Annotated in this window: 20 protein-coding genes; 8 read left to right on the top strand and 12 right to left on the bottom strand. The window is 54.1% G+C overall.

The window, feature by feature from the left end:
* The first annotated feature begins 14 nt into the window (after positions 1-14).
* From SNR34_RS01765 to SNR34_RS01740, 6 genes are all read left to right on the top strand, one after another.
* Positions 15-1319, top strand: coding sequence for an ABC transporter substrate-binding protein (locus tag SNR34_RS01765; protein ID WP_486181013.1), 1305 nt, complete (start codon positions 15-17; stop codon positions 1317-1319).
* A gap of 69 nt (positions 1320-1388) precedes the next feature.
* On the top strand, positions 1389-2261 hold the full coding sequence (locus SNR34_RS01760) for a carbohydrate ABC transporter permease (protein WP_236421448.1): 873 nt from the start codon (positions 1389-1391) through the stop codon (positions 2259-2261).
* A gap of 9 nt (positions 2262-2270) precedes the next feature.
* The gene (locus tag SNR34_RS01755) at positions 2271-3137 is read left to right on the top strand and encodes a carbohydrate ABC transporter permease (protein ID WP_343262770.1); all 867 of its coding nucleotides are present in this window, start codon (positions 2271-2273) and stop codon (positions 3135-3137) included.
* Positions 3138-3144: 7 nt separating this feature from the next.
* Positions 3145-4695: a sulfatase gene (locus SNR34_RS01750; protein WP_486181012.1), complete on the top strand. Its 1551-nt coding sequence runs from the start codon at positions 3145-3147 to the stop codon at positions 4693-4695.
* On the top strand, positions 4692-6164 hold the full coding sequence (locus SNR34_RS01745; protein ID WP_486181011.1) for a sulfatase family protein: 1473 nt from the start codon (positions 4692-4694) through the stop codon (positions 6162-6164). Before SNR34_RS01750 ends, SNR34_RS01745 begins: the two co-directional genes overlap by 4 nt.
* Positions 6165-6199: 35 nt before the next feature.
* Complete coding sequence (locus tag SNR34_RS01740; RefSeq protein WP_486181010.1) at positions 6200-7177, top strand: formylglycine-generating enzyme family protein; 978 nt, start codon at positions 6200-6202, stop codon at positions 7175-7177.
* A 109-nt stretch (positions 7178-7286) separates the two neighbouring features.
* Here SNR34_RS01740 and nagZ read toward each other — a convergent pair whose 3' ends face one another.
* The 7 genes from nagZ to SNR34_RS01705 all read right to left on the bottom strand — a co-directional run bounded on the left by nagZ (position 7287) and on the right by SNR34_RS01705 (position 15388).
* Positions 7287-9002 (bottom strand): beta-N-acetylhexosaminidase, encoded by a 1716-nt coding sequence (gene nagZ, locus SNR34_RS01735; RefSeq protein ID WP_486181009.1) that lies wholly within the window; start codon positions 9000-9002, stop codon positions 7287-7289.
* Positions 8989-10170 carry an exo-beta-N-acetylmuramidase NamZ family protein gene (locus SNR34_RS01730; protein ID WP_486181008.1) on the bottom strand — a complete coding sequence of 394 codons (1182 nt, stop codon included), beginning with the start codon at positions 10168-10170 and terminating at the stop codon, positions 8989-8991. The genes nagZ and SNR34_RS01730 overlap by 14 nt, the downstream gene beginning before the upstream one ends.
* An 89-nt stretch (positions 10171-10259) precedes the next feature.
* Complete coding sequence (locus SNR34_RS01725) at positions 10260-10979, bottom strand: hypothetical protein (protein ID WP_486181007.1); 720 nt, start codon at positions 10977-10979, stop codon at positions 10260-10262.
* Positions 10980-11052: 73 nt separating this feature from the next.
* Positions 11053-12162: an ABC transporter ATP-binding protein gene (locus SNR34_RS01720; RefSeq protein WP_486181006.1), complete on the bottom strand. Its 1110-nt coding sequence runs from the start codon at positions 12160-12162 to the stop codon at positions 11053-11055.
* 51 nt (positions 12163-12213) lie between these two features.
* On the bottom strand, positions 12214-13047 hold the full coding sequence (locus SNR34_RS01715; RefSeq protein WP_236421456.1) for a carbohydrate ABC transporter permease: 834 nt from the start codon (positions 13045-13047) through the stop codon (positions 12214-12216).
* A gap of 23 nt (positions 13048-13070) precedes the next feature.
* Positions 13071-13994 carry a carbohydrate ABC transporter permease gene (locus SNR34_RS01710; protein WP_236421457.1) on the bottom strand — a complete coding sequence of 308 codons (924 nt, stop codon included), beginning with the start codon at positions 13992-13994 and terminating at the stop codon, positions 13071-13073.
* 38 nt (positions 13995-14032) lie between these two features.
* A complete protein-coding gene (locus tag SNR34_RS01705) occupies positions 14033-15388 on the bottom strand; it encodes an ABC transporter substrate-binding protein (RefSeq protein ID WP_236421458.1) in 1356 nt (451 codons plus the stop codon).
* Between the two features lie 326 nt (positions 15389-15714).
* Between SNR34_RS01705 and SNR34_RS01700 the strand changes: the two genes are divergently transcribed.
* Together SNR34_RS01700 and murQ are read left to right on the top strand one after the other, a co-directional pair.
* Positions 15715-16677 (top strand): N-acetylglucosamine kinase, encoded by a 963-nt coding sequence (locus SNR34_RS01700; protein ID WP_236421459.1) that lies wholly within the window; start codon positions 15715-15717, stop codon positions 16675-16677.
* A 22-nt stretch (positions 16678-16699) separates the two neighbouring features.
* Positions 16700-17605 (top strand): N-acetylmuramic acid 6-phosphate etherase, encoded by a 906-nt coding sequence (gene murQ, locus SNR34_RS01695; RefSeq protein ID WP_339275675.1) that lies wholly within the window; start codon positions 16700-16702, stop codon positions 17603-17605.
* A 290-nt stretch (positions 17606-17895) separates the two neighbouring features.
* Here the strand turns inward: murQ and SNR34_RS01690 are convergent, their stop codons facing one another.
* The 5 genes from SNR34_RS01690 to SNR34_RS01670 all read right to left on the bottom strand — a co-directional run bounded on the left by SNR34_RS01690 (position 17896) and on the right by SNR34_RS01670 (position 23738).
* Positions 17896-18735, bottom strand: a complete 840-nt coding sequence (locus tag SNR34_RS01690) for a MurR/RpiR family transcriptional regulator (RefSeq protein WP_236421472.1) — start codon at positions 18733-18735, stop codon at positions 17896-17898.
* Positions 18736-18840: 105 nt separating this feature from the next.
* Positions 18841-20070, bottom strand: coding sequence for an anhydro-N-acetylmuramic acid kinase (locus tag SNR34_RS01685; protein WP_486181005.1), 1230 nt, complete (start codon positions 20068-20070; stop codon positions 18841-18843).
* Positions 20071-20265: 195 nt separating this feature from the next.
* Positions 20266-20526: a hypothetical protein gene (locus SNR34_RS01680; RefSeq protein ID WP_339275671.1), complete on the bottom strand. Its 261-nt coding sequence runs from the start codon at positions 20524-20526 to the stop codon at positions 20266-20268.
* 42 nt (positions 20527-20568) lie between these two features.
* Entirely contained in the window at positions 20569-22056 is a 1488-nt protein-coding gene (locus SNR34_RS01675; RefSeq protein ID WP_339275669.1) for an MBL fold metallo-hydrolase, read from the bottom strand.
* Positions 22053-23738, bottom strand: a complete 1686-nt coding sequence (locus SNR34_RS01670; RefSeq protein ID WP_339275667.1) for an ABC transporter permease — start codon at positions 23736-23738, stop codon at positions 22053-22055. Before SNR34_RS01670 ends, SNR34_RS01675 begins: the two co-directional genes overlap by 4 nt.
* Positions 23739-23749 lie beyond the last annotated feature (11 nt).

The raw sequence follows: 23749 nt of genomic DNA, 5'->3' as shown, positions 1-23749 counted from the left end.
ATCTGGGGGGAAACATGTTGAAAGCAAATTCACTCATTCGCGCCATCCTGACAATGACCGCCTTAAGTCTGCTGCTTGCCGGATGCGGTCTGACGAGCAGTGGCCAACCTAACGCTTCCAGCACCGATAAGGTAGAGAACGCTGGACAAATTTCACTGAGCTTCTGGTTTCCGGGGACGGATCAGGTGACTGTAAACGCCGTAAAGGCGTCTATCGAAACGTTCGAGGAGCAGAACCCAAATATTAAGGTAAATCTAACCTCTGTCCCTTGGGACCAATATTTCCAGAAACTTGCCGTCGCGTACTCCGGTGGAACGCAACCGGATGTGCATGGTCTCGGCTTCGGTCAGCTCATTTCCACGGTAGATCAGGGCAAATATCTGAACCTGCAGCCATACATCGACAAAGACCAGTGGGAAGGGACAACCGACTTCTACCCCGATATCCTCAAAGCAGGACAGTGGGAGAATGGACAATACGGGCTGTTGATACCGGATCTGCGCCCACTGGCATGGCGTAAAGATTATTTGGCCGAAGCCGGCCTGGATCCGGAATCTCCGCCGCAAACCCTCGATGAGCTGTTCCAGTACGCCGATCGGTTGAAAGTCGTGCAAAACGGCCAGACGGTACGCTCCGGCTTGGATATTCAGACGAGCAACGGAGAGCAATCCTATCTATCCCTCCTGCTCCTATACGGAGAGAATTTTTACGACAAGGAGGGCAATCCGACCTTTGATTCGGAAACCTCCATCGCTCTGGTTGAGAAACTGGTCGAGCTATACAAAGCGGGTGTATTCACGGCAAGCAATCAGCAGCAGACCGGAGGGACACCTTTCGCTCAAGGTCAGGCCGCGATGGCATTCGTCTCTCCTTCCAATACCGCATCCTTGATTCAATCCATCGGAAAGGAGCAGGTGGATTGGGCGCTTCCGCCAGCAGGACCGAACGGAGAACGCACATCGCTGATGCTGGGCACGTTCCTGACAGCAGCCAAGGCTTCCAAACATCCGGAGGAAGCTTGGACTTTCATCAAGTTCTGGTTCAGTCCCGACAATCAAATGGCTTATACTTCCAAGACCGGAGCACTTCCGCCTTTGCAATCCATTCGAGACGAATATCTGACGAACTTTCCGCAAAATCAAGTGATCTATGAAGCGATGAACGATGCACAAGGGTATATCGCCTCCAAATACTGGTCAGTAAACATCAAATATCTGAGAACGGCCCTCGAAGAAGCCTATAATGGCTCCAAATCGGCGGAAGATGCTTTGATTGCCAACGCCGAGCTTGCGCGGGACGAAATCAAGTCCATCAAGTAAACATGAGCACCCTAATTCGGTATCATGGCTGGATTAGGGGCATCTCCATGGCCCAAAGGACGTGTAACGATGAATAAAGGCTTGAATCGCGTTTTCCCGTATCTGTTCGTTTTTCCGAGCATGCTGCTATTCGTATGGTTTGGGCTGATTCCAATCGCCTGGATCGTCTACCTGAGCTTCACTGACTACTCCATGCTGCAGCCTCCCGTATGGAAAGGGCTCGACAATTATGCACGCCTGCTCCAAGATCCGCTGTTCGCCAAATCGGTGGGCAACACCGCATGGTACTGGCTCGGCACCGTATTGCCCTCGATGGCCATCGGCCTTGTTCTGGCTGTGCTCATGTCCATGCGCCTGAAGCTGCTGCCCCTCTTCCGGGCTTTGATCTACTTGCCCGGCACATTGTCTTCCGTTGCCGTTGCCATGACATGGCTCTGGCTGCTGGATCCGTCCAGCGGGCCGGTGAACCGCTGGCTTTCTTTCATGGGCGTTGCCGGACGCAACTGGCTGAATAGCCCGGACACGTCCCTTGCTTCCATTATCGTGATTGGCATATGGACAGGCATCGGATTTTGCATGATCGTGCTGCTCGGCGGCATTCAAGGCATATCGGTCAGCCTGTATGAAGCCGCCGCGCTCGATGGCGCTTCCGGATTACGTCAGTTTTTTCACATCACGATTCCCCTTCTGAAGCCCATGCTGTTGTTTCTGTTTATCATTGCAACCATTCGGTCGTTTCAGGTTTTCGATCTGGTATACATTCTGACCGGCGGCGGTCCTGCCAATTCGAGCACAACGATCGTCAGCCAGATCGTCAATGCCAGCTTCCAAGAATACCGAATGGGATACGCTTCGGCGATGGCCGTCTTTTTGCTGCTGGTCACGCTGGCTGTCACGCTGCTGCAATACTGGATGGGCGGACGAAATTCTGCCTCAGATTAGGAGAATGACATGAAACCGACAACATTCGAACGAATTTCAGCCTATGCCGCACTCGCTTTCGTCACCGCGCTGTCTATTCTGCCGCTCCTGGTGCTTGTCTTCACCTCCTTGAAGGGGGATGACGAGTTTGGATTGGGCAGAACGACCATCTTGCCTTCCGGCTTGCAATTCGATAATTACGTCCGGGCGTTGGGCATGGCGGAATGGGGTCTCTTTTTCCGCAATAGTGCTATCGTTACTGCTGCAGCTGTAGGGGGCAGCCTTTTGTTAAATACCCTTGCCGGATTTGCTTTCGCCAGGCTCCGCTTCCGAGGAAGCCAGTTCATGTTCCTGCTGCTGCTGCTCGGCCTCATGATTCCGGCCCAAGTCACGGTCATCCCCCAATTCCTGCTGTTGAAGTCTGTTCCATTCTTCGGCGGGAACGACTGGCTTGGAAGCGGCGGGACCGGCTGGCTGGACAGCTACTATGCCTTGATCATTCCCGAGTTATCCGGAGCGTTCGGCATCTTTATGGCACGGCAATTTTTCCAGCAGGTGCCGAAGGCGCTGGACGAAGCGGCATATATTGACGGAGCCGGTATTCTGAGATTGTTTTTCTACATCTATATCCCGCTGAGCGGGCCGCTGCTCGGTACACTCGGCATTTTCAAATTCGTTGCGGTGTGGAACGACTTCTTTCACCCGCTCATCTACACCAGCAGCCCGTCCATGCGAACAATCCAGCTGGGCCTTCAAGTTTTCCGGGGCGAATATCAGGTGCAATACAACCTGTTGATGGCCGCTACACTGATGGTGTCTTTGCCCATCGTCGTTGCCTTTTTCCTATTCCAAAAACAATTCATCCGCAGCGTGGTATCCTCGGGTGTGAAAGGATGATTTTTGCATGAAAGCAGTCATGGTCATGTTCGACACGTTAAATCGGCATATGCTCTCCCCCTACGGCGCGCCCGATTGGGTACAAACGCCTCATTTCGACAGGCTTGCCCGGCGCAGCGCCGTTTTCCTGAACAGTTATATCGGCAGCATGCCCTGCATGCCGGCCCGCCGGGAACTGCACACAGCTCGGCATAATTTCCTGCACCGAAGCTGGGGCCCGCTGGAACCGTTCGACGATTCCGCCATCGAGCTGCTTGGGCAAGCAGGAGTGTACACTCATTTGGTCACGGATCACCAACATTATTGGGAAGACGGGGGAGGAACATATCACCCCAGATATGAGAGCTTTGAATTCGTTCGCGGCCAGGAAGGAGACCCTTGGAAAGGTGAGGTAAGCGAGGAGGCTACCCAAGGAAGAGCGGGATCGGGCATCCCGTTAACGTACCAGAAAATTGTTCATCACGACCGGATCAATCGCAAACACATCGTTTCCGAGGAGCAATTTCCGCAGGCACAGACCTTTGAGCTGGGCATCGACTTCATCCGCCGCAACGCTGGTCAAGAACGCTGGTTCCTCCAGCTGGAGACGTTCGATCCGCACGAACCGTTCTACAGTCCGGAATCGTTCCGCAACTTGTATCCGAAGCTGATCGGGGATCGTGGAAACGATTGGCCGGCTTACGGACCCGTGAAGGAAACGGATGACGAGGTAGAGCGCATGCGGCATCGTTATGCGGCCCTGCTCACCATGTGTGATGACCATCTTGGGAAAGTGCTGGATGTCATGGACGAGCTGGATCTGTGGAAAGATACATTGCTTATCGTGAATACGGATCATGGCTTCTTGCTTGGCGAGCACGGACATTGGGCCAAATGCGTGCAGCCCTTCTATAACGAGGTCGCCCACACGCCGCTGTTTATCTGGGACCCGCGCAGCAACGTTCAGGGGGAACGGCGAAACAGCCTTGTTCAAACCATCGACCTGCCTGTAACGCTGCTCGATTATTTCGGCGTGCAGCCTACATCCGATATGCATGGTCAATCCCTTCGCGCTACCATAACCAGCGATCAACCTGTGCGCGAAGCAGCGCTGTTCGGATTGCATGGCGGCCACGTATGCGTTACAGACGGGCGTTACGTATATATGAGAGCAGCCGCAAGCGAGGACAACCAGCCGCTGTTCGACTACACCCTGATGCCCACGCATATGCGAAGCCGCTTCTCCCCTTCCGAGCTGCAGGACATGGAGCTTGCCGGACCACTTCCGTTTACCAAAGGAGCACAGGTCTTGAAAATAAGGAGCGCAGGCCGGGGAACGCTGCATCAGTTCGGCTCGCTGTTGTTCGACCTGGAAACGGACCCGCGACAGGAGCATCCAATCGAGGATGCACAACTTGAGGCCAAAATGGTTGCTTTGCTCATCCGTCTTATGCAAGAGAACGATGCGCCGATCGAGCAATATGAACGATTGGGACTCGAACCGAACGCACGCCGCGAAGCAAAAGTGCAGTATTCCGGGGAATCGGCTTCCGAAGGCGAAAAGGAGCATCGTCCATGACCGCGAAACCGAAGCGTCCGCATATCATCCTGTTCAATCCGGACCAATGGCGGGGCGATGTGCTCGGCCATCTCGGAAATCCGGCAGCACGAACGCCGCATTTGGACCGTTTCGTAGCCGAAGATGCCGTATCGTTCAGTCACGCTTTTTGTCAGAACCCGGTCTGCACGCCAAGCCGCTGCTCCTTTATGACGGGGTGGTATCCGCACGTCAGGGGCCATCGGACCATGTACCATATGCTCAAGCCGGATGAACCCATGCTGCTGCAAAAGCTGAAAGAGGCTGGTTATTACGTATGGTGGGGTGGGAAAAACGATCTGGTCGATCCCGAATCGGGCTATGGCGAATATTGCGACGTCAAGTATGTTCCGCCCGACACAACGAGACGCATGTTCGGACCGGATTGGAGGCGCGGCAAACCGGAAGAGGATACGTTCTATTCGTTTTACGTCGGCAACATCGACAAAGGGGACGGGGAAGACTATTATCCCGACTCGGATTGGGCTCATATCCACGGAGCGATTAATCTGATTCGGGAAGCCCGGTCGGATCAGCCTGTATGCATTTATTTGCCGATCCTGTACCCGCACCCTCCTTATGCCGTAGAAGAGCCATGGTACGGTTCGATTGACCGTTCCTTGCTGCCGCCCCGCGTCGCCGAGCCGGTCTGGGAAGGCAAACCGTCCATGTTAACCGGACTGCGGGAGAGGATGCAGCTGCACGGTTGGACCGAGCAGCGCTGGGACGAGCTGCGAGCAACGTATTACGCCATGTGCGCCAGAGTAGACGAGCAGTTCGGCCTGCTTGTCCAGGCTCTGAAGGATACGGGAATGTACGAGGATACGGCCATTTTCTTTTTATCGGACCACGGCGATTTCACAGGGGACTACGGGCTGGTGGAAAAAACGCAAAACACGTTTGAGGATTGCCTGACCCGCGTCCCCTTTATCGTCAAACCTCCTGCAGGCGTTCCGGTACGGCCAGGCATCTCCGACGCCATGATTGAGCTGGTCGATCTGTGCGCTACGGTATACGATTATGCAGGCATTGACGAGGGGTACACCCATTTCGGCCGTTCCCTTCGCGGCGTAATCAGCGGGCAGCTGACGGAGCACCGTGACGCCGTTTTCAGTGAGGGCGGTCGACTGCATGGCGAATCGCACTGCAACGAATCCACGCCGTTCAACGAAGATCCCCGCAGCCTGTATTGGCCAAGGGGCGAAACGCAGCGCAGCGAGGGACCGGAGCATACCAAAGCCACGATGATCCGCACGGATCGGTTCAAGTATGTGCGCAGACTTGATGAGCAAGACGAGTTATACGATCTCGTTCTCGATCCGGGAGAGACCCGCAACCGGATCAGCGATCCTTCCCTTGCGCAAGAATTGCAACGTTTGAAGGAGCGCATGCTTGATTTTTACCAATCCACTTGCGACGTGGTCCCGCACCGGCGCGCACGACGGGAATGATAGTTATATCTTGAACGAAGGGAGCATGAACACGGATGAAACCATCGAAAAACGGATGCTGCTGCTCCGTAAAACGGAATTCCGCCATTGCAGCGACCGTGCAGCTCCCCAATCATCATGCAGATCTGGGGACCAGCGTCGAAACTGTGCGGCCCGAACTGCTGGAACGTATGGTCCGCATCGAAGGCGGCACCTTTGTCATGGGAACCAATGATCTGAACGGTTTCGCCTCGGACGGCGAAGGGCCCTCCAGAATTGTGGAAGTGGATAGCTTCCTTATGTCACCCTATGCAGTGACTAATCGGGATTTCAAGGAATTCGTCAAGGAGACGGGTTACATGACCGAAGCGGAGCAATTCGGCTGGTCTTACGTTTTCGAATTGCTCGCGTCGGAGAAGGTTCGAAACGAAGTGCAGCGCGTGCCTTACGGCGTGCCATGGTGGCTCGTCGTGGAAGGCGCGTGCTGGCACCGCCCCGAAGGGTGGGATTCTTCTATTGAGGGGAGGGAGAACCACCCGGTCGTACACGTCAGTTGGAACGATGCCTTGGCATACTGCTCATGGTCCGGCACCATCCTGCCGACCGAGGCGCAGTGGGAATATGCGGCGAGAGGCGGATTGGAAGGTAAAACCTACGTATGGGGCAATGATTTGCTGCTTGACGGAGAGCATCAATGCAACATTTGGCAAGGGCGATTCCCGACTGAAAATACTGCAGAAGACGGTTACGCGGGAACCGCACCCGTTGATGCCTACCGTCCCAACGGATACGGTCTGTACAATATGGCCGGGAACGTATGGGAATGGTGCCTCGACCGTTTCACGCCCAGGTATCATGAAATCACCGAAACGTGCAATCCGTTGTTTGCAGGAATGTCGGACAAGGTTTCGATGCGCGGCGGCTCTTATTTGTGCCACCATTCATATTGCAATCGGTATCGTGTAGCTGCGCGAACCGGGAATACGCCAGACAGCTCGTCCGGGAACTGCGGTTTTCGAGTGGTTGTTCGCTAAACCAACGCGGAACCTGGATCTGGATGTGCGATGAAAAGCCCGGTGCCTATGGCAACGAGCTTTTCTTTCGATTCCCGCAGAGCAGTAATGGTTCGATTAGAGCGACGTGCTATTTCAAAGACACCGGAAGTTTCCCTGCAAAAGGAATCTGCCCCGTCAGCGCGCGTGCAATGCTCTGCATAGCCAGCGGCCTGCTCTCGTACGCGGCCACATATACCGATGCATCGGGAATGGCCAGCAGATCGTAAGGGCTGCGCAGCGCCACCACTGCTACCGGCTTGCCCAGTCTGTTTAGCCGGCCGATTAATCTGCGCTGCGGGTCGCCTGAGGGATTGACGGCATTGTAAGTGCCCACCACAATCTGCTTGACCCCCTCATCTTCGGCGGCTTGAAGCAGACGCGCTGAATCGGACGCCACGTCTTCCGGTGATACCGTCAGATCCACTACTTCAAGGCCAAAGTCGGCAAGTGCCGAACCAAGCGTCGGTGCCTGGACGAGCTGCTCGTCAGCAATTGTCGTTACCTCCGTCGCCACCGTAATGACCAGCGTTCGCTCAAGCTTGAGCGGCAGCATTCCTTCTTCATCGCGAACCAGCGTAATGCTGTTCTCGCTGATCCGCCTTGCCACATCCAGATGCGAGCGATCGCCCCGCTCTACGCGCTCTGCTTGTTCAGGCGCAGCTGCAGCTAGTGACATGGCATTATCCTTTTCGCGGCCAGCCACTGCTGCCGGCTCGTCGGCATCCATCCGCAGCAGTCCACGCTTCGCTTTGTATGTGAGCAGCCGCAAGACCGATTCGTCGATGCGCTTTTCGCTAATTCTCCCGCTCTCTACCGCCTGTACCAGCGCACCGAAGGACTCCCTCTGCAATTTTGCCGTATGGCTGATCAACACGAGGTCCGCTCCGGCTTCAACGGCCATGACCGCAGCCTCCACCGTCCCATAATGAACGGCAATGGCATCCATCTCCATACAATCCGTAACGATCAGTCCCTCATATCCCAACTCTTTGCGCAGCAGTCCGCTCAGCACGGCAGGAGATAACGTGACTGGCAGCCGCTGCGGCTCCAGCGCCGGAAAATAAATATGCGCCGACATCATCGCGTCCACGCCGGCCGCTATGGCGGCACGAAACGGAACAAGCTCCACGCGTTCTACCCGTTCGCGCCCATGCGCGATGACGGGAAGATCCAGGTGGGAGTCTATGTCCGTGTCCCCATGACCGGGAAAATGTTTCGCCGTTGCAGCAAGGCCCGCATCCTGCAGCCCTCTTATCGTATGTACACCGAATTCGGCTACAGCCTCGGGTTCTTCCCCGAAGGAACGTACGCCGATTACGGGATTAGCCGGATTGTTGTTGATGTCCAGTACCGGGGCGAAGTTCATGTTAATGCCCATGGATTTCAGTTCCAGGCCGCTGATACGCGCGGCTTCGTACGCATCCTCGAGCGAGCCTGCTGCCGCAATCGCCATCTGTCCCGGCATCAGCGAAATGCCCTCGGTAATTCGCGCTACCATACCGCCCTCCTGGTCGATAGATATCCAGAGCGGCAAATTCCCTCTGCCCCTGGCAATGTGCTGCAATCCTTTCGACAGTCGCTCTACCTGCTCCGGCGATTCCACATTGCGCGCGAAATAGATTACGCCGCCGATCGGGACCTCCGTCAGCAGGCGCTCAATATCTCCGGAAGCTTCCGTGCCGTGAAAACCGCACAGCAGCATCTGCCCGATTTTCTCGCGCAACGTCATCTGCTTCAGCAGGCTCCGACCGCTTTGATTCTGCTCCATCATCCCTTCGTCCCCTTTCGCATTAATCCCATTCATAACCAAGCAAAAACGGCTGCCGGCGATCATTCCAAGCCATCGCCTGCATCTTCCACTCCCGTCTGAGTCGTTCCAGGACTCCAGGATCATGAATGTTTTCCCGGACAACGCTTCCTCCGGTCAACAAGTCAATGAAGTACCGCGAACCCGATTTTGGCGGCTCCAGCCATCGAAACTCATTTTGCGCAAGCGAAATCAGCTCATGCAGAAGCACCAAGCCCATGTCCGCTGCGCGGAATTTCTCCGGATCTGTCACGAAAATACGAACGCCTCCGCACAACTCACCCGCATGTTTGGAGAAAGTAGGCGACATGTACACGGGATGGAAATGCACTCCCTCTAACCCATGCTGACGAACGCGCTCGGCCAGTCGCTCACCATCGACCCATGGCGCGCCGATCCACTCGAACGGGCGGGTCGTGCCCCTGCCCTCCGATACGTTAGTACCTTCCAGCAAACAGCTTCCGGCGTATACCCGCACCGTGTCCAGCGTAGGCATGTTCGGCGATGGCATCATCCATGGCAGCCCGCAATCGGCAAAGGACATCTTGCGCCGCCAGCCCTCCATGGCGACTACGTCCAACTCGCAAGGATGTTCCAGCTCACTGTTGACGAGCAACGCCAGTTCACCAACCGTCATACCATGGCGTACCGGCATGCGCCAGGCACCCACAAGCGATTCATACCCCGCGTTTAAAACGCCACCTTCCACGATGCATCCGCCCAACGGATTGGGACGATCCAGCACAAGCAGTCGCTTGCCCGCCTGCGCGCACGTCTCCATCATTTGAAACAGCGTCGATGCATAGGTGTAATACCGAATGCCGATATCCTGGATATCGAACAATACCGTATCTACACCAGCCATTATCGCGGGTGTGGGCTTTTTCTGTTCTCCGTACAAGCTGAACACGGGAATGCCAAGCTTCGGATGCAGTGTATCTCCGAAACGTACGCCTGCCTGCAGCTCGCCGTCCAGTCCATGCTCACATGCATAAAGCGCCACCAATTCGGCATCCTTCAGCCCGGCGCATACTTCAATGGTAGACCTGAAATGGGATGTAATGCCCGTCGGATTGGTGATCAACCCGATGCGCGAACCGGTAATCCATGGATGGGAAAGACCTTCCGCCAGCAGATCAACTCCTGTCCGAACCTTGGAAGACATCGGCTTAACCACTCCTGCCTTTGTAAGGCGCGAGCCTAAACCCTTCACCACATCCTTTCTCGGAATCTTACGCCGTCCTTCACTTCCGTTCATCGCGCACTCCCTTGACTCTGGCCAAACCAAGTGGACGGTTGATGGTCATTACCCTGCAGTACGGCAGGTTCTTCCTCCGGCTCCAGTACATTTCGCGCCACCTTATGCTGATAAACGGCAAACATGCCCGCAAACAGCGCGCCATATCCCACAACGGTTAACAGGAGCAGCGCAGCAAGACACAATGCCTGAAATGCGGCAGCAATGGTGTATCCCGGATATCGGAAGAACAGCTTGACGCTCTCTCCCATCGCTTGCACGATCCCCATATCCTTCTGAATGACCAGTTGCCACGTATAGAACTGGGAAAGCGCCGCCATCAGCACAAAACAGGTCTGAAATGCCATCACCGCCATGCCCAACATGCTTCCCTGGCCGCCGTAGTACCACCATGTCGACCAAAGAATGAAGCTTAACACAGCAAACAGTACGCCAACCATCCCTCCGGGAACGATTCCCTTTAACGTCCCTGTCCACATATCCTTCAGGCCGTTCCGCTGCTCCTTGCGTTCCAGCCGATGATGCATCGCAAAGCAGGCTCCAAACAGCACAGGCATGTATGTGACCACAAGCAGAAGTAACGCTACGGGCAGCGGCGCAAACAGCAGGATGGGCACAAGCACCACCGAACTGGCCACACTGTACAAGGCAACCCGAATCATGTCCTGATAGATTTCAACTCCCGTCTTTACCAGCACCTCGCTCAGCTTACGCATATTTCAGCTCTCCTCCCTTGCGGTTATTGCCACAAATGACTCCGACTTCTCTGCACCTTCCTTGTTCCACCACTTATTCGCGTCCAATTGCAAGCTCTGTTTCCGGGTCAAAGAAATGCGCCTTACGCAGGTCCAGCACAAACACTTTATCCATACCCACATACGTATGCGTCTCAGGGTGCACCTTGGCGGTAACGGTACGATTACCCAACGGAAAATAAATCAAATTTTCGGAGCCCAGATGCTCAACGACCTGCACTCTTGCCTGCAGCATATGGTCCCTCGGAATATTCGGCGCAACATCCTCGCCAAAAACATGCTCTGGCCGAATGCCAAGAATCAACCGCTTGCCCTGATACTCGCGCAAACGCTCAAGCACATCCTCCGGCAAAGCAAACGACGCGCCCTCCAAAACCAACTGCGCACCATCCAGCCGCGCATCGATAAAGTTCATCGCCGGCGAGCCAATGAATCCTGCCACGAACATGTTGCGCGGACTTGCGTACAATTCCTTCGGCGAAGCGATCTGCTGAATGTCGCCGTGGTTCATGACCACGATGCGCTCGCCCAGCGTCATTGCTTCGACCTGATCGTGCGTCACGTATACGATCGTCGCTCCCAAGCGCTTGTGCAGCTCGCCCAGTTCCACACGCATCTGCACGCGCAGCTTGGCATCGAGGTTCGACAAAGGCTCGTCGAACAGGAATACCTGCGGGTCGCGCACGATGGCGCGGCCCACGGCAACCCGTTGACGCTGGCCGCCGGAAAGCTCGCGCGGCTTGCGCTCCAGCATCGCTTCAAGCCCCAGGATGGCTGCGGCATGGTTTACCTTTTCATCAATGTAAGCTTTCGGTTTCTTCAAGTTTTTCAGTCCAAAGGATAAATTTTCCCGGATCGTCATGTGTGGATACAGCGCATAGTCCTGGAACACCATCGCAATATCGCGATCCTTCGGATGCAGCTCGTTCACGATCCGGTCGCCGATGACGATATCTCCGCTCGTTTGTTTTTCCAGCCCGGCGATCATTCGCAGCGACGTGGTTTTGCCGCATCCCGACGGGCCGACGAACACCACGAACTCTTTATCCTCTATGACAAAGTCCGACCCGGCGACAGCCGTGAACGCTCCTTTATGATCATCTTTGAATTCTTTGCGTACTTGGCGAAACTCCACGCGTGCCATTGGCAGATCCCCCTTTGCGTTGTCGCATGTGTTATAGCCCGATTAGAGGGGTTATCCCTTAACCGCGCCGATGGTAATTCCCTGCAGGAAGTAACGCTGCAGCGAGAAGAACAGTATGATCATCGGCAGCGCGCCGATCGTCGCTCCTGCCATCATCGCCCCGAAATCGGTCGATTCGGCAAAGACGAATGATGCGAGCCCCACCTGAATGGTGCGCATTTCGTTGGAATTGGTAATGAGAAACGGCCAGAAAAATTCGTTCCACGAAGCGACGAAGGTAAAAATCGCAAGCACCGCGATCCCCGGCTTCGCCATAGGCAGAATCACCTTCCAGAAGATGCCGAATTCGCTGCATGCATCGATGCGCGCCGCATGGATCAGCGAGGTTGGCAGCGTGGACATGAACTGTTTCATCAAAAAGATGTTGCCTACGCTTACCGCGGCAGGCAGAATAATGGCGATGTATGTGTCGCCGAGGTTAAACACGTTGACCATCAAAATGTAGAGCGGGATCAGCGTAACTTGAGCAGGAATCATCATCGTGCCGAGCAGCGTCCAGAAGACAGCCTGACTGCCCGGAAATTTCAGTTTGGCAAACGCATACCCTGCCAGCGAGGCAAAGAATACGTTGGTCACGGTCAGGATAGCCGAAATCAACAGCGAGTTATAGAGCCAGCGCCAGGCGTCCGTTTTGGCAAAAAAGCGTTCATACGGCGACAAGGACAGCTGATTCGGCAGCATCTGCGGCCGAAAGGATGCCGACATTGCGCTATCCTGCACCGAGCCTACCAACATCCAGTACATGGGGATGACTGTCACGATCGTCCACACGCTTAGCAGAACGGCAGCTATGATCAGCAGCAGCTTATGGCGTGATGTTTTCATGGATGAAATTCACCTCCGATTGCTTAATACTCGATATCGCTCGAGAAGTACTTGAATTGAATCACGGAGATGACGATGATGATCACCGCGAGCACGAACGACTGCGCCGACGCCAATCCGAATTCGTAGAACTTGAAGGCCGTCTCATAAATCAGGTAAGCAATCGTCGTTGTGGCAAAGTTCGGGCCGCCTTGTGTCATTAGATATACCGAAATGAATACCTGAAAAGACGTAATGACTCCGGTAACAAGCAGATAGAGCGTCGTCGGTTTGAGGAGCGGCCACGTGATTTTGCTGAATTGGGTCCAGCCGCTGGCATGGTCAATGTCCGCCGCTTCATACAGCGACTTCGGAATACCGCCCATCGCCGCCAAATACAGAATGATGCCCGCACCATGCGAACCGAGCCAGTTCATCAGAATAAGCGAAAATAACGCCGTTCCCGACTGCCCTAGCCAGATGACCGGGTCCAGGCCGAACAGGCTCAGGAAACGGTTCAGCAAACCGGAGTCGGTGGGATCGAAAATGGCAAGCCAGACGATGGAAATCGTTACTCCGGATGCCACGGCAGGCAGATATAACGTAGCTTTGAAGAAGGTCTGCCATTTGCTTTTCATTTGAAAGATGAAATAAGACAGCACAAACGTAATCAGAATGTTGACCGGCACGGTGCCCACCGTGAAAATGATCGTGTTGCGGATGGATTTCCAGAACGTATCGTCCTTGACCAAACGCTCGTAATTGTCCAGCCCGACCCACGTGGAATTCATAATATTGTACTTCTGGAAACTCATGACCAGTGCCGACAGTACCGGGTACAGCGTGAACACAAGAAACAGCAGGACAGGCGCCAAAATAAACAAATACGCCCACCCGTAATCCCGCCAAAACCGGGCGAACCGGGAAGTCCGGGCCGCGGACGGCTTTGGCGCAAGGGCGGTCTGCATGGCGAATCCTCCTCTCCGAGATGATGATGCCTGGATGCTTATTGGCCAAACATTTGCTGGCCTTTGCCTTTGAAGTCTTCAGCGATCTGCTCAGGCGTTTTCTCCCCCGAGAACAAAGCCTGAATATTCGGTTTCACAACCTGCTCCTTAAACTGTTTCATTTGGGCAGCCTTGTCGATATCCAGTTCCAGTACAACCGGCATTGCAATGTTCTCAGCCATAAGGTTGGCAGCAGCGATATTTTCCGGTTTGCCCAGCTCCTTGCCTCTGAAGAGGTCCGCCTGGGACTTTCTTACGAACGGCAGTGCCAACTCATTGGCCGAATTGCCCGCCTTCGCGCCGCTAAGCGCCTCCATGACCAGGAATGTATTTTTGGCATGCTGCTCGCCTTTGTCGTTTTTCTGTCTGAACGCGACATAACCTTCGCCACCCATCGTCGTCTGAGCCGGCTGGTCGTCATTGTGAGGCACAGGCAACAACACGAAGTCGATTTTTTCACCTTGCACGTTGCCCGCATCGATGTCTTTGCTGCGATTCTGGATCATCACGTCGTAATAAGGAATCGCTTTGGAGATGATTGCCGCTTCGCCGGCATAGAACATGTCCGTGCGTTTCGCCGGAGCGATTGCGGCCGTTTCCTTCGGCATGTAACCTTGATCCATCAGTTCTTTGACGAAACCAAGCGTATCCAGAATGCGGCCATCGTTCCACTGGAACACGCCGTCTTTGTCCAATACGTCGATCATGCCGTTATTACGCGTCAACATTTCAATGAAGTCAAGCGACGTGCCATCGGTAACGAGAGCATACTGAGCTTTGCCGCCATCCAACGTTTTGGTCAACTTCGCGGCGGCCTCCTTGAATTCGGTCCAGGTCCAGCCGTTCGCCTGAATGGATTGCCAGTCAATGCCCGCTTCCTCCAGAATGCGCTTGTTTCCGCCCCACGCCCACTGGAATTGGTATAAAGGGAGACCATATTGCTTGCCTTGAATCTGGCCTAGCTCCAGCGTTCCCGGCAGGTAATCATCCTTGATCTCCGGCGTCAGATAAGAGTCCAACTCCAGGGCAAGCCCGGTATTCACATAAGTTCCGTCCACGCTGTGGAAATACAGATCAGGCGGATTCCCCGCGTTCAGCGCAACATCGAATTTTTTCGGTCCCTCAGCCCATGAGAGCACTTCGGTCTTCACCGTGATATTCGGATGCTCTTTATTAAAATCTGCAATGAGATCCTTTAGCTCGTCTTCGTAAGTGCCATGAACCGGATACGTCCATACCGTCACCGTATCGTTTGCGTCAGGATCGTTCTCCGTCGCGCTGCTCCCCCCATTGCCACAGGCCGTTACCAGAATCATCATTAACAGCATGGACCAAACCAGACTTCTCTTCTTCATGCTTTCATCTCCTTCGCATGTCATCTACCTTTGGTAAATATCTGAGCCAATTCCAATCTGTGTGCTGACCCTTTGAAATCTCTCCGCATCCTCCCCTTCAGATTCGACCCGCCCTTTGCTAATCAAATCTTTTTAATGAAAGTTTAACGTCAATTTAGATGACATTAACAGTATTAATTCCTTCCAAAATTGTAGATTGAGTTCATTATATGAGCTGTGAAATAAAAATTCAACAATATTTTTAATCATAAAATTTAATTTTACTTTTTCGTTCCCTGCCACTATACTATGAACAAAGAAAAATGAAGCAAGCGAGGTGATTCACTTTGCGTGTCTATGCGGGTATTGATGGAGGCGGTACCAATACAGATGCAGCGCTGATTTCCGATACGGGAGATATTGTTGCTCAAGTCAGCGGAGGACCAAGCAACCCATATAGCGTGTCGCTGGAGCAAGCCGTTCCCGAGCTGGAAAGAGTATTGGATCGACTATTTGGCACAAATCATGAGCTTTTGACAAAATGTGATGGTATATGTCTTGGTATGTCAGGTATAGACAAAATGCAAGAACGTCAGATGATCAGTGATGTCGTGATTCAATACATGAAAAGACGTTTACCGGAAGCGTTTAACACATGCCCTGTCTGGATTGTAACTGAAGGAGAAACGGCTCTTATGGCCTCTTTGGGTAGTACGCGCGGCGTTCTCTGCATTTCCGGCACGGGGTCCATCGTCTATGGATTCAACTCTGAAGGCACCCGTTATCGCACGGGTGGTTGGGGACATTTGCTGGGCGATGAAGGCAGCGGTTATCGCATCGGGCAGCGCGCACTTCAATCGGTCATGCAGAGCCATGACGGCATTCTGCCACCAACCCGGTTGACTTCGCTTCTCTTGCAAGAACTGGGGCTCAAGGAACCAACAGAGCTCAAGGATCGCGTATATCACAACGGTTGGGGAAAAAAGGAGACCGCTTCGCTCGCTCGCCTCGCCATCGCGGCGGCTGAAGCGGGAGACCCTGTCGCGAGCGACTTGGTCACTGACGAGGCAAGGCACCTCGCCGAGACTGCACGAGCGCTGATTGCCCGAGACCCGGAGTTCCCTGCAGCACCTGTCGTATTGTCCGGATCGTTATTTCGTCATTCTCCATTGTACCGAGAGGCCTTTATGCAGCAGCTTTCCCGGTACTACGAAGGACTCGAATACGTGCAGACGGAGCATGCTCCACCTCCAGCCATTGGCGCGGCACGCTTGGCACGGTTCCATCGCTCCCTGCACGATACCAGATAGAAGAGACAAGGAGGCCATACTGATGAATCACATGCTTAACTCATTGCTGACCGAACAACCCCATCCGCTAACGGATCAGATCGACGTACTGCCTTCTGCGGAGATCGTTGAACTGATCAATCGGGAGGATCGCCGCATTGCCGAGCTGATTCAGCCGCTTATTCCAGTCATTGCCCAAGCGGCCGATCGCATCGTCGAAGCTTTCCATTCCGGCGGCAGACTGTTCTACGTTGGCGCAGGCACCAGCGGCAGGCTCGGCATTCTGGATGCTTCGGAATGTCCGCCGACTTATGGCACGCCGCCCAGCATGGTGCAAGGTATTATTGCCGGAGGTTTCCGTGCCGTGAAGGACCCGGTCGAGGGGGCCGAAGATAGCGAATCAACCGGTGCGGCTGATCTCGATGACCATGGCGTGAATGATCATGACGTTGTAGTCGGCATCGCTGCCAGCGGCAGAACGCCATACGTGCTGGGTGCCATGAAACGGGCGCGCGAATTGGGGGCCGGAGTGATCAGCCTGAGCAATAACGCAGGCTCCCCCATGTCCAGCTTGGCGGACATTAGCATCGAAGCTGTTGTCGGCCCGGAAGTAGTGATGGGTTCTACCCGCATGAAGGCTGGAACGGCACAAAAAATGATTTTGAATATGCTGACCACCACCGCCATGATTCGGCTCGGCAAGGTATACCGCAATCTCATGGTCGACCTGAACCCGTCGAACCAAAAGCTTGTCCATCGGGCCAAGCGTATGATCCGATTGGCAACGGATGCCAGCGAACCTCAAGTGGAGCAGGCGTTCGCGGAAGCAAACGGACACGTCAAAACGGCCATCGTCATGCTGATGGCCAATGTGGACGCGACGGAAGCTGTGAAAAGGCTGGATACGGCTGGCGGGTTTGTCCGCAGCGCCATTGCCGGCTCTTCATGACGGCAATACAGAACGCGCGGCGTGCCGCAAGCGGGCATGCAATCGTTTATACGCATGCGAGCTGCAGGCTGAAGGATGAAGCTTGCAGCTCGGAGTCCGGCATGGTCCGGGCTCTTTTTTTATAGAGTAGACCAATACTCAACTCTATGGGTCAGCTTCGCAATATGGCAAAAATACAAAAAAACCTTTTCTAGCGTTCGTGCCGGTACGGACGTTAGAAAAGGTTTATTGGCCGTGGCTTGCCGAAGTGTGTTGTTGCCCTAGGAATCAAGCGTCCGGTTGACTGCAACTTATTTGTGTTCCAGGATGGCCTGACGGCTCTTCTCCAAATACTGAACCGATTGGTTATAGTCCCTGCTGGCGACCGCCAGATACAGGATATCGATCACGTTAAGCTGCGCAATGCGCGAAGAGGTGGCCCCGCTGCGAATATTGCTCTCCATGGAGGTAATCATCAGGGGAACATCCGCAAGCGAACTTAACGTATTGCTGCCCCATTTCGTAATGCTGATCGTCGCTGCTCCGCCTTCGCGTGCATGCTTCAAGCAAGACACGACGCTGCCCGTTTCGCCCGAATACGAGATGCAGACGACGGCGTCGTCTGCCCGGAGCGTCGTAGCGGATGAAATCTGCATGTGCGGATCGGCGAACGAAAAGCTCGTACGGTTGATGCGCATAAATTTGTAGTGTGCATCCAAAGCGATCAGATTGGACGCTCCCACGCCGTAGAAAAAGATACGGTTTGCCTTCTGCAGCACATCCACTGCCTGCTCCACCATGCGAGGATCCAAAATGTGAACCGTGTCCTTGATCGATTGAATGTTGTTCGCCGAGACGTGCTGAATGATGCTTTCCATGGAGTCCTGTGGACGTATCTCCGTATATTCATACGACTCCCCTGTCTGCAAATCCCCGGCAATCTTCAGCTTCAGTTCCTGAAAGCCTGTCACCTCCAGCGATTTGCACAGTCGGATGATCGCCGCCGGACTGCCCCCGCTGCGCTCCGACAGCTGCGCAACCGAAGACTGCACCGTTTCTTCAGGGTGCTCCAAAATATAAGCCCCGATCTTCCGTTCCGATGGGGTCAAATCATCCAATATAGCGCGCAAACGCACAAGCCCGCCTTTCATGCCTTCCATCTGCGCCTCCCTTCCGTACTGATTCATGTACAATCATTTTGTCTTATTCGTTCTAAAAAGTCTAATCTGAGTGTAAAGAGTAAAATCCCACCTGAGTCATAACGTCAGGATGCCCGAAATTACGGGGGCTGACGCTCCTGTCACAGCTGGGAGGGTATTCGCCCTTCCCATCAGCGCTTCATGTCCTAGCAACGCAAAACCCATCGCCTCACGTGCGTCATCCGGGACGCCATGATCAGCTGTACGCTCAAGGCGAATACTCGCGGGAAGGCGCTCGCGGATCATGCGCATCAGGGTAGCGTTGGAAGTCCCCCCGCCACAAGCCAGCATAGCAGCTACGTTCATTCTAGGCAGAACGAAATTCTCCACAGACCGCACAATGGTCTCTGCGGTAAGGTAAGTCGTGGTGGCTAGTGTGTCCTCCAACGATAATGAATGCTGCCGTGCCCATTGCATGATACGTTCGGCGTAAGCAGCCCCGTAAACTTCACGGCCGGTACTCTTTGGAGGCATTTTGCGGAAATATTCATCGTCCAGACATTGTTCCAATAATATTGTATCCACCTTCCCTCTGGCAGCGATGCTGCCATCCGGGTCATAATGCTGCCGTCCTTCGGTAGCTTGTCGAACAATCGCGTCGATGACCATATTTCCGGGTCCCGTATCAAAAGCCGATACCTCTTCCATTGAAGAAAGCGGAGGCAAAACAGTTACGTTCCCGATTCCCCCGATGTTCTGTACCAGCCTTCCTACGGCCTGACTTCGGAACAGTAGCGCATCCGCATATGGCGTCAGCGGCGCACCTTCACCTCCGGCAGCCATATCCCTGGCTCTCAGGTTGCCGATGACAGGTAGTCCGGTCCGTTCACGAACGACGGCACACTCCCCGATCTGGAGAGTCGATTTGACGTTAAGGAGTGTGTCCGCCGGGCCGGGAAAAGCCGCTTCCTCCGGCGCGTGCCACACCGTCTGGCCATGCATGCTGATTACGTCGACATCGGCAAGGGATATGCCTGCCGAACGAATAAGCTCGCTCACGCTGTGCGCATACCACTCGGAAACGCCAAAATGCGCGGTCGTAAGGTCATCGATGCGGGCCGTTTCGGGCGAACACAGCCGAATTAACCGCTCTCTTAATGTGTCCGAATACGGAACGCAAATGAAATCAACGAGCTCGATCTGTTGCAAGGCACCGCTTATATCCGTCCGGATTCGCACCAGTGCCGCATCCGTCCCATCCAGTGACGTGCCCGACATCAGGCCGATCACCACATGTTCCCGTTTCTTGCGATACTGTTCCCACATCGGAAAACTGCCACGATCCATTCCCCCATACCTCCCGCAAGCCGATTGAATCCGATCTCTCGAACAAATTTTACTCAGTATATGATATAAAATTTCACAAGTCAATAATATTATGAAATTATATTACACTCATACCAGAACATCGGAACAACTCCTTTATGTACCGCTTATCCTCGAAAACGAGGCAAATCTGCATTGTTCTTAGATTTACTCCAACTACCATTGCTTGATCCAAATTGGTTCCATATCGGAGTAACCCATGACTTGCAGCAGCTCCCAAGCATTGTCTATCGTATGCTGCTTTCCATTAACCCAAAGCTCTTGATCCTTCTGTAAATAATGGATCATTTCAGCGATATGTTTCGGTCTACCTAAATGGATGGTCGTATGTAGGTTGTTTTTTTGTGCTGCAATATCATAAAACGCCCAAAAAGCATGGCGAACCGCACATAACGCCAAATGCCCGCTTAGGTGCATCCAGCACCCAGCAGGTCATTCCATTCGCATCATGTCATTGGTTCATAGAATCAGTTCTTCTCCAGGGCCCAATGAATGCAAAAGCCCCTTCTCCGGCTGCAAGCTGTCACGCTCTTTAAGCAGCGTCTGCTTCAACCGATCGGTTTCGGCACGATCCGCATGCACAAGCACCGTGTGTTTGGCGGGAATCCGGTTCAGCATATCTCTGACATCTCGCACGCCTTGATGCACCTTGTAGCGTATTTTCCGCACTTCGCAAGCACCGTACTCCTTGGGGTTTTCCAACAACCGGTGGGCAAAAGTCCCTTTCGCGGCATGCCCGGTAATCAGCACAAGATTTTTGCTGTCATCGGCAAACTGCTTGTAATACCACCGTGCCAGCGTGGACTGCAGCATGCCGTCGGAGATGAACCATAAGGACGGTCCTGTCCGTTCCAGCAGCTGCTGGCGCTCCTCATTCGTGATTGGCGAGCTCCAGCCGCCTTCGTTCAGGAACCTTTTGATGACATCCACTGCCGTTCCTGGCCCCAAGTCCCCGGATTTCTTCAACCAGTATGGGGAGTGGAGTAACTGCATCATGCCTGCAGCCAGTTTCGGTTCCACAATTAGGGGTACGCTCGGAAACTGCTGCCGTGCCCAGAGCACAAGCTCTTGTCCGCGCCCTACCGCAGGCATGGGGAGAAGCACTTTGCCGCCGCGGTCCAACGTTTGCCGCAACGCCTCATGCAACTGCATCAGTTTGTCCTGCTGCGTTTCGGAATCGGTCCCATAAGCGGCATCCATGATGGTCAAATCCATGACATGCGGGATAAATGCCTCGTGCGATAAGCTGGCAATTTCCGTCGACGGTTTGACATGCTCCAGCGTTTTGGGGCGATGCTTGGACGATACAGCGACTCCTTCCCGGCCCAAACGTTCACCATGTTCTGTACCCGTTCGTTGCTCATGAATCCATTGATCATCATGCATAAGTAACGTGTCTGCCGGACAGTCATCCTGCAGCAACATGGATTCGGAGGTGTAATCCCCCGAATAGAAAATACGTTTGCCCTCCATCCGTAGGCCCAGCCATACCGAACCGGCCAGATGCCCGCTCTTTCCCCACATGGCCTGAACGTCGGGAAGAATTTCGAACCATTGCGCGCTCTCCGATTCGTCTTCCAAGTAACGATAACGTATGGCCTGCTCGTCGGCTTCGGTATAAGGCAGCTCATTCCCCGCACGTTCCATGTTATTTCGCCATGATTGAAAATAAGATTTCAGCTGTTCACGGGTTTCCCGGGTCGTCCATACTTCTCCCGTATAACCCATCCGGTACAACAGGGGAATCGCCACCGAATGGTCCTCATGGGCATGGGACAACAATACCGTTCCAAGCTGCGGAACCATTTCCGGATCGATCAGCGGGTATTCCCCGGCCCCTTCCTTCTTCACCCCGCAATCCAATAAAAGGTGAACATGGTTTCCGCTCAGGAGGTAGGCAGAACGACCATGCTCGCCAGCTCCGCCCCATACCTTCAACTTCATCATGATGCATTCCACTTTCTCTTTGAATTCAAAATCTCAATGCCCAGCAGCATCAACACCGTCATGCCGACCGAAACGACGGCCATCGCCATGCCAAGCGATACTTGCCCCTGCTCGAACTGAGCGAAAATATAGGTAGCCGATGTCTGCATCGATGGTGGCAGAATCAAGAGCGAAGCAACCAGCTCCCGCGCCGCGATCGTAAAGGTCATCATCCATCCGGCCAGCATGCCCGGAATGATGAGCGGAACCAAAATCCGCCGCAAAATATATAGCGGCTTTCCGCCGAACACCTGACCTGCCTGAAACAATGTGCCGTCAATCTGGGTAAAGCTCGACTTGACGTACTGTACCGTATAGGGCAGAAATAATACCACATAGGTTAGCACCACCATACCGTACGTGTTGTACAGATTAACCGGCATCCACGGTGCGTTCCATAACAAGATAAGTCCCACCACCATAACGATGCCCGGTACCGTGTTGGGCAACAAGCTGAACAGGTCGATGACACGCTGCATGCGCGATGACGAGCGGCCAATGGCCAGCGCGAAACCCGTGCCGAAAATAACGGCCACCGTAGAAGCCGCGAGCGACAATCCCAGACTGTTCAGGATCGCTTTCATACTGACCGAACCCCATGTGAGCAAGGTTCCGTAATGCTCCAACGTGAGATTGTTGAAAGAGAGCCCCGCCCCGCGAAGTTTCATCGTCGAAGCGGCAATGATCGAGAAATAGGGAATGCCGACCGACAATATGAGCAATGCCGCCATATACAAACCGCACAACCAGCCGGCACCCCCGCGAAGGGAATAGGTTTTGGAACGCTGGCCTTTCCCTCCGACCAAGCGGTACGTGAACTTGCGGCTCATGGCCGATTGCATATACCACATCACGAGACATACCGACAACAGGATCGAAGCAAGCGAGGTCGCCTTGCCGAAATCGATGGGCCAACTGGAGATATACTTGTGGATCTCCGAAGTCATGACGTAATACCCGATCTTGCGGCCAAACGTCGCCGGCGTTCCGAATTCCGCAATCGTTTTGACAAACACAAGCATGATCCCCATGCCGTAAGAAGACAGCAGCAGCGGCAAAATAATGCGTCTGAACCGATACCCTGACGGCGCGCCATGCACGGCTCCTGCTTCTTCCAGGTTTCCGCCGATGCGGATCAGCGCATCCCTGAGCAGCAGGTACAAGAAAGGAAACAGATGCAAGCTCATGATCAGCACCATGCCCCAGAAGCTGAAGAAATGCTCGGTCCAGTTTGCGGAAGAAGGCCACCATTGCTGCAGATAGCCTCCTTTTTGCATGAAAAGAATCCAGCCCATGGAGCCGATATACGGCGGGGTCATGAAAGGAATCATCAATATGACGTCGACCCAGCGATGCCGTCCCATGCGCGTCTTTGCCATCATCCAAGCCAGCGGCAGCGACAAGAGCGTCGTACCCGCCGCTACACATATGCCCAGCCAAACAGAATTCAACAGCACCCCGGACAAATGGTGTCCGGCAATGGTTCTTAGCGGGGCCATCCAATCCCACTGCCCGTCCACGTACACGCTCTGCCAGAAAATCAGCAGCAGCGGCACGCCAATGCTTACGGTTAGCAGAAAGAGGGCGAGAATGACGCCCACTCTCCGAAAAATACGGTTGTTGTCCACTGCAACAGGTCTCACTGCTTGTTCAC

Source organism: Paenibacillus sp. XP01 (assembly GCF_057364885.1).
Note: the sequence above shows the minus strand (reverse complement) of the source record. Positions and strands in the feature narration are given on the sequence as shown.

Excerpts from the sequence above, each read along its gene's own strand:
- SNR34_RS01725 (WP_486181007.1), bottom strand. The coding sequence starts at position 10,979 with ATGCGTAAGCTGAGCGAGGTGCTGGTAAAGACGGGAGTTGAAATCTAT.
- SNR34_RS01715 (WP_236421456.1), bottom strand. The coding sequence starts at position 13,047 with ATGAAAACATCACGCCATAAGCTGCTGCTGATCATAGCTGCCGTTCTG.
- nagZ (WP_486181009.1), bottom strand. The coding sequence starts at position 9,002 with ATGAATGGGATTAATGCGAAAGGGGACGAAGGGATGATGGAGCAGAAT.
- SNR34_RS01730 (WP_486181008.1), bottom strand. The coding sequence starts at position 10,170 with ATGTCTTCCAAGGTTCGGACAGGAGTTGATCTGCTGGCGGAAGGTCTT.
- SNR34_RS01760 (WP_236421448.1), top strand. The coding sequence starts at position 1,389 with ATGAATAAAGGCTTGAATCGCGTTTTCCCGTATCTGTTCGTTTTTCCG.
- SNR34_RS01720 (WP_486181006.1), bottom strand. The coding sequence starts at position 12,162 with ATGGCACGCGTGGAGTTTCGCCAAGTACGCAAAGAATTCAAAGATGAT.
- SNR34_RS01755 (WP_343262770.1), top strand. The coding sequence starts at position 2,271 with ATGAAACCGACAACATTCGAACGAATTTCAGCCTATGCCGCACTCGCT.
- SNR34_RS01710 (WP_236421457.1), bottom strand. The coding sequence starts at position 13,994 with ATGCAGACCGCCCTTGCGCCAAAGCCGTCCGCGGCCCGGACTTCCCGG.
- SNR34_RS01680 (WP_339275671.1), bottom strand. The coding sequence starts at position 20,526 with ATGCACCTAAGCGGGCATTTGGCGTTATGTGCGGTTCGCCATGCTTTT.
- SNR34_RS01690 (WP_236421472.1), bottom strand. The coding sequence starts at position 18,735 with ATGAAAGGCGGGCTTGTGCGTTTGCGCGCTATATTGGATGATTTGACC.
- SNR34_RS01745 (WP_486181011.1), top strand. The coding sequence starts at position 4,692 with ATGACCGCGAAACCGAAGCGTCCGCATATCATCCTGTTCAATCCGGAC.
- murQ (WP_339275675.1), top strand. The coding sequence starts at position 16,700 with ATGAATCACATGCTTAACTCATTGCTGACCGAACAACCCCATCCGCTA.
- SNR34_RS01750 (WP_486181012.1), top strand. The coding sequence starts at position 3,145 with ATGAAAGCAGTCATGGTCATGTTCGACACGTTAAATCGGCATATGCTC.
- SNR34_RS01675 (WP_339275669.1), bottom strand. The coding sequence starts at position 22,056 with ATGATGAAGTTGAAGGTATGGGGCGGAGCTGGCGAGCATGGTCGTTCT.
- SNR34_RS01740 (WP_486181010.1), top strand. The coding sequence starts at position 6,200 with ATGAAACCATCGAAAAACGGATGCTGCTGCTCCGTAAAACGGAATTCC.
- SNR34_RS01705 (WP_236421458.1), bottom strand. The coding sequence starts at position 15,388 with ATGAAGAAGAGAAGTCTGGTTTGGTCCATGCTGTTAATGATGATTCTG.
- SNR34_RS01765 (WP_486181013.1), top strand. The coding sequence starts at position 15 with ATGTTGAAAGCAAATTCACTCATTCGCGCCATCCTGACAATGACCGCC.
- SNR34_RS01685 (WP_486181005.1), bottom strand. The coding sequence starts at position 20,070 with ATGGATCGTGGCAGTTTTCCGATGTGGGAACAGTATCGCAAGAAACGG.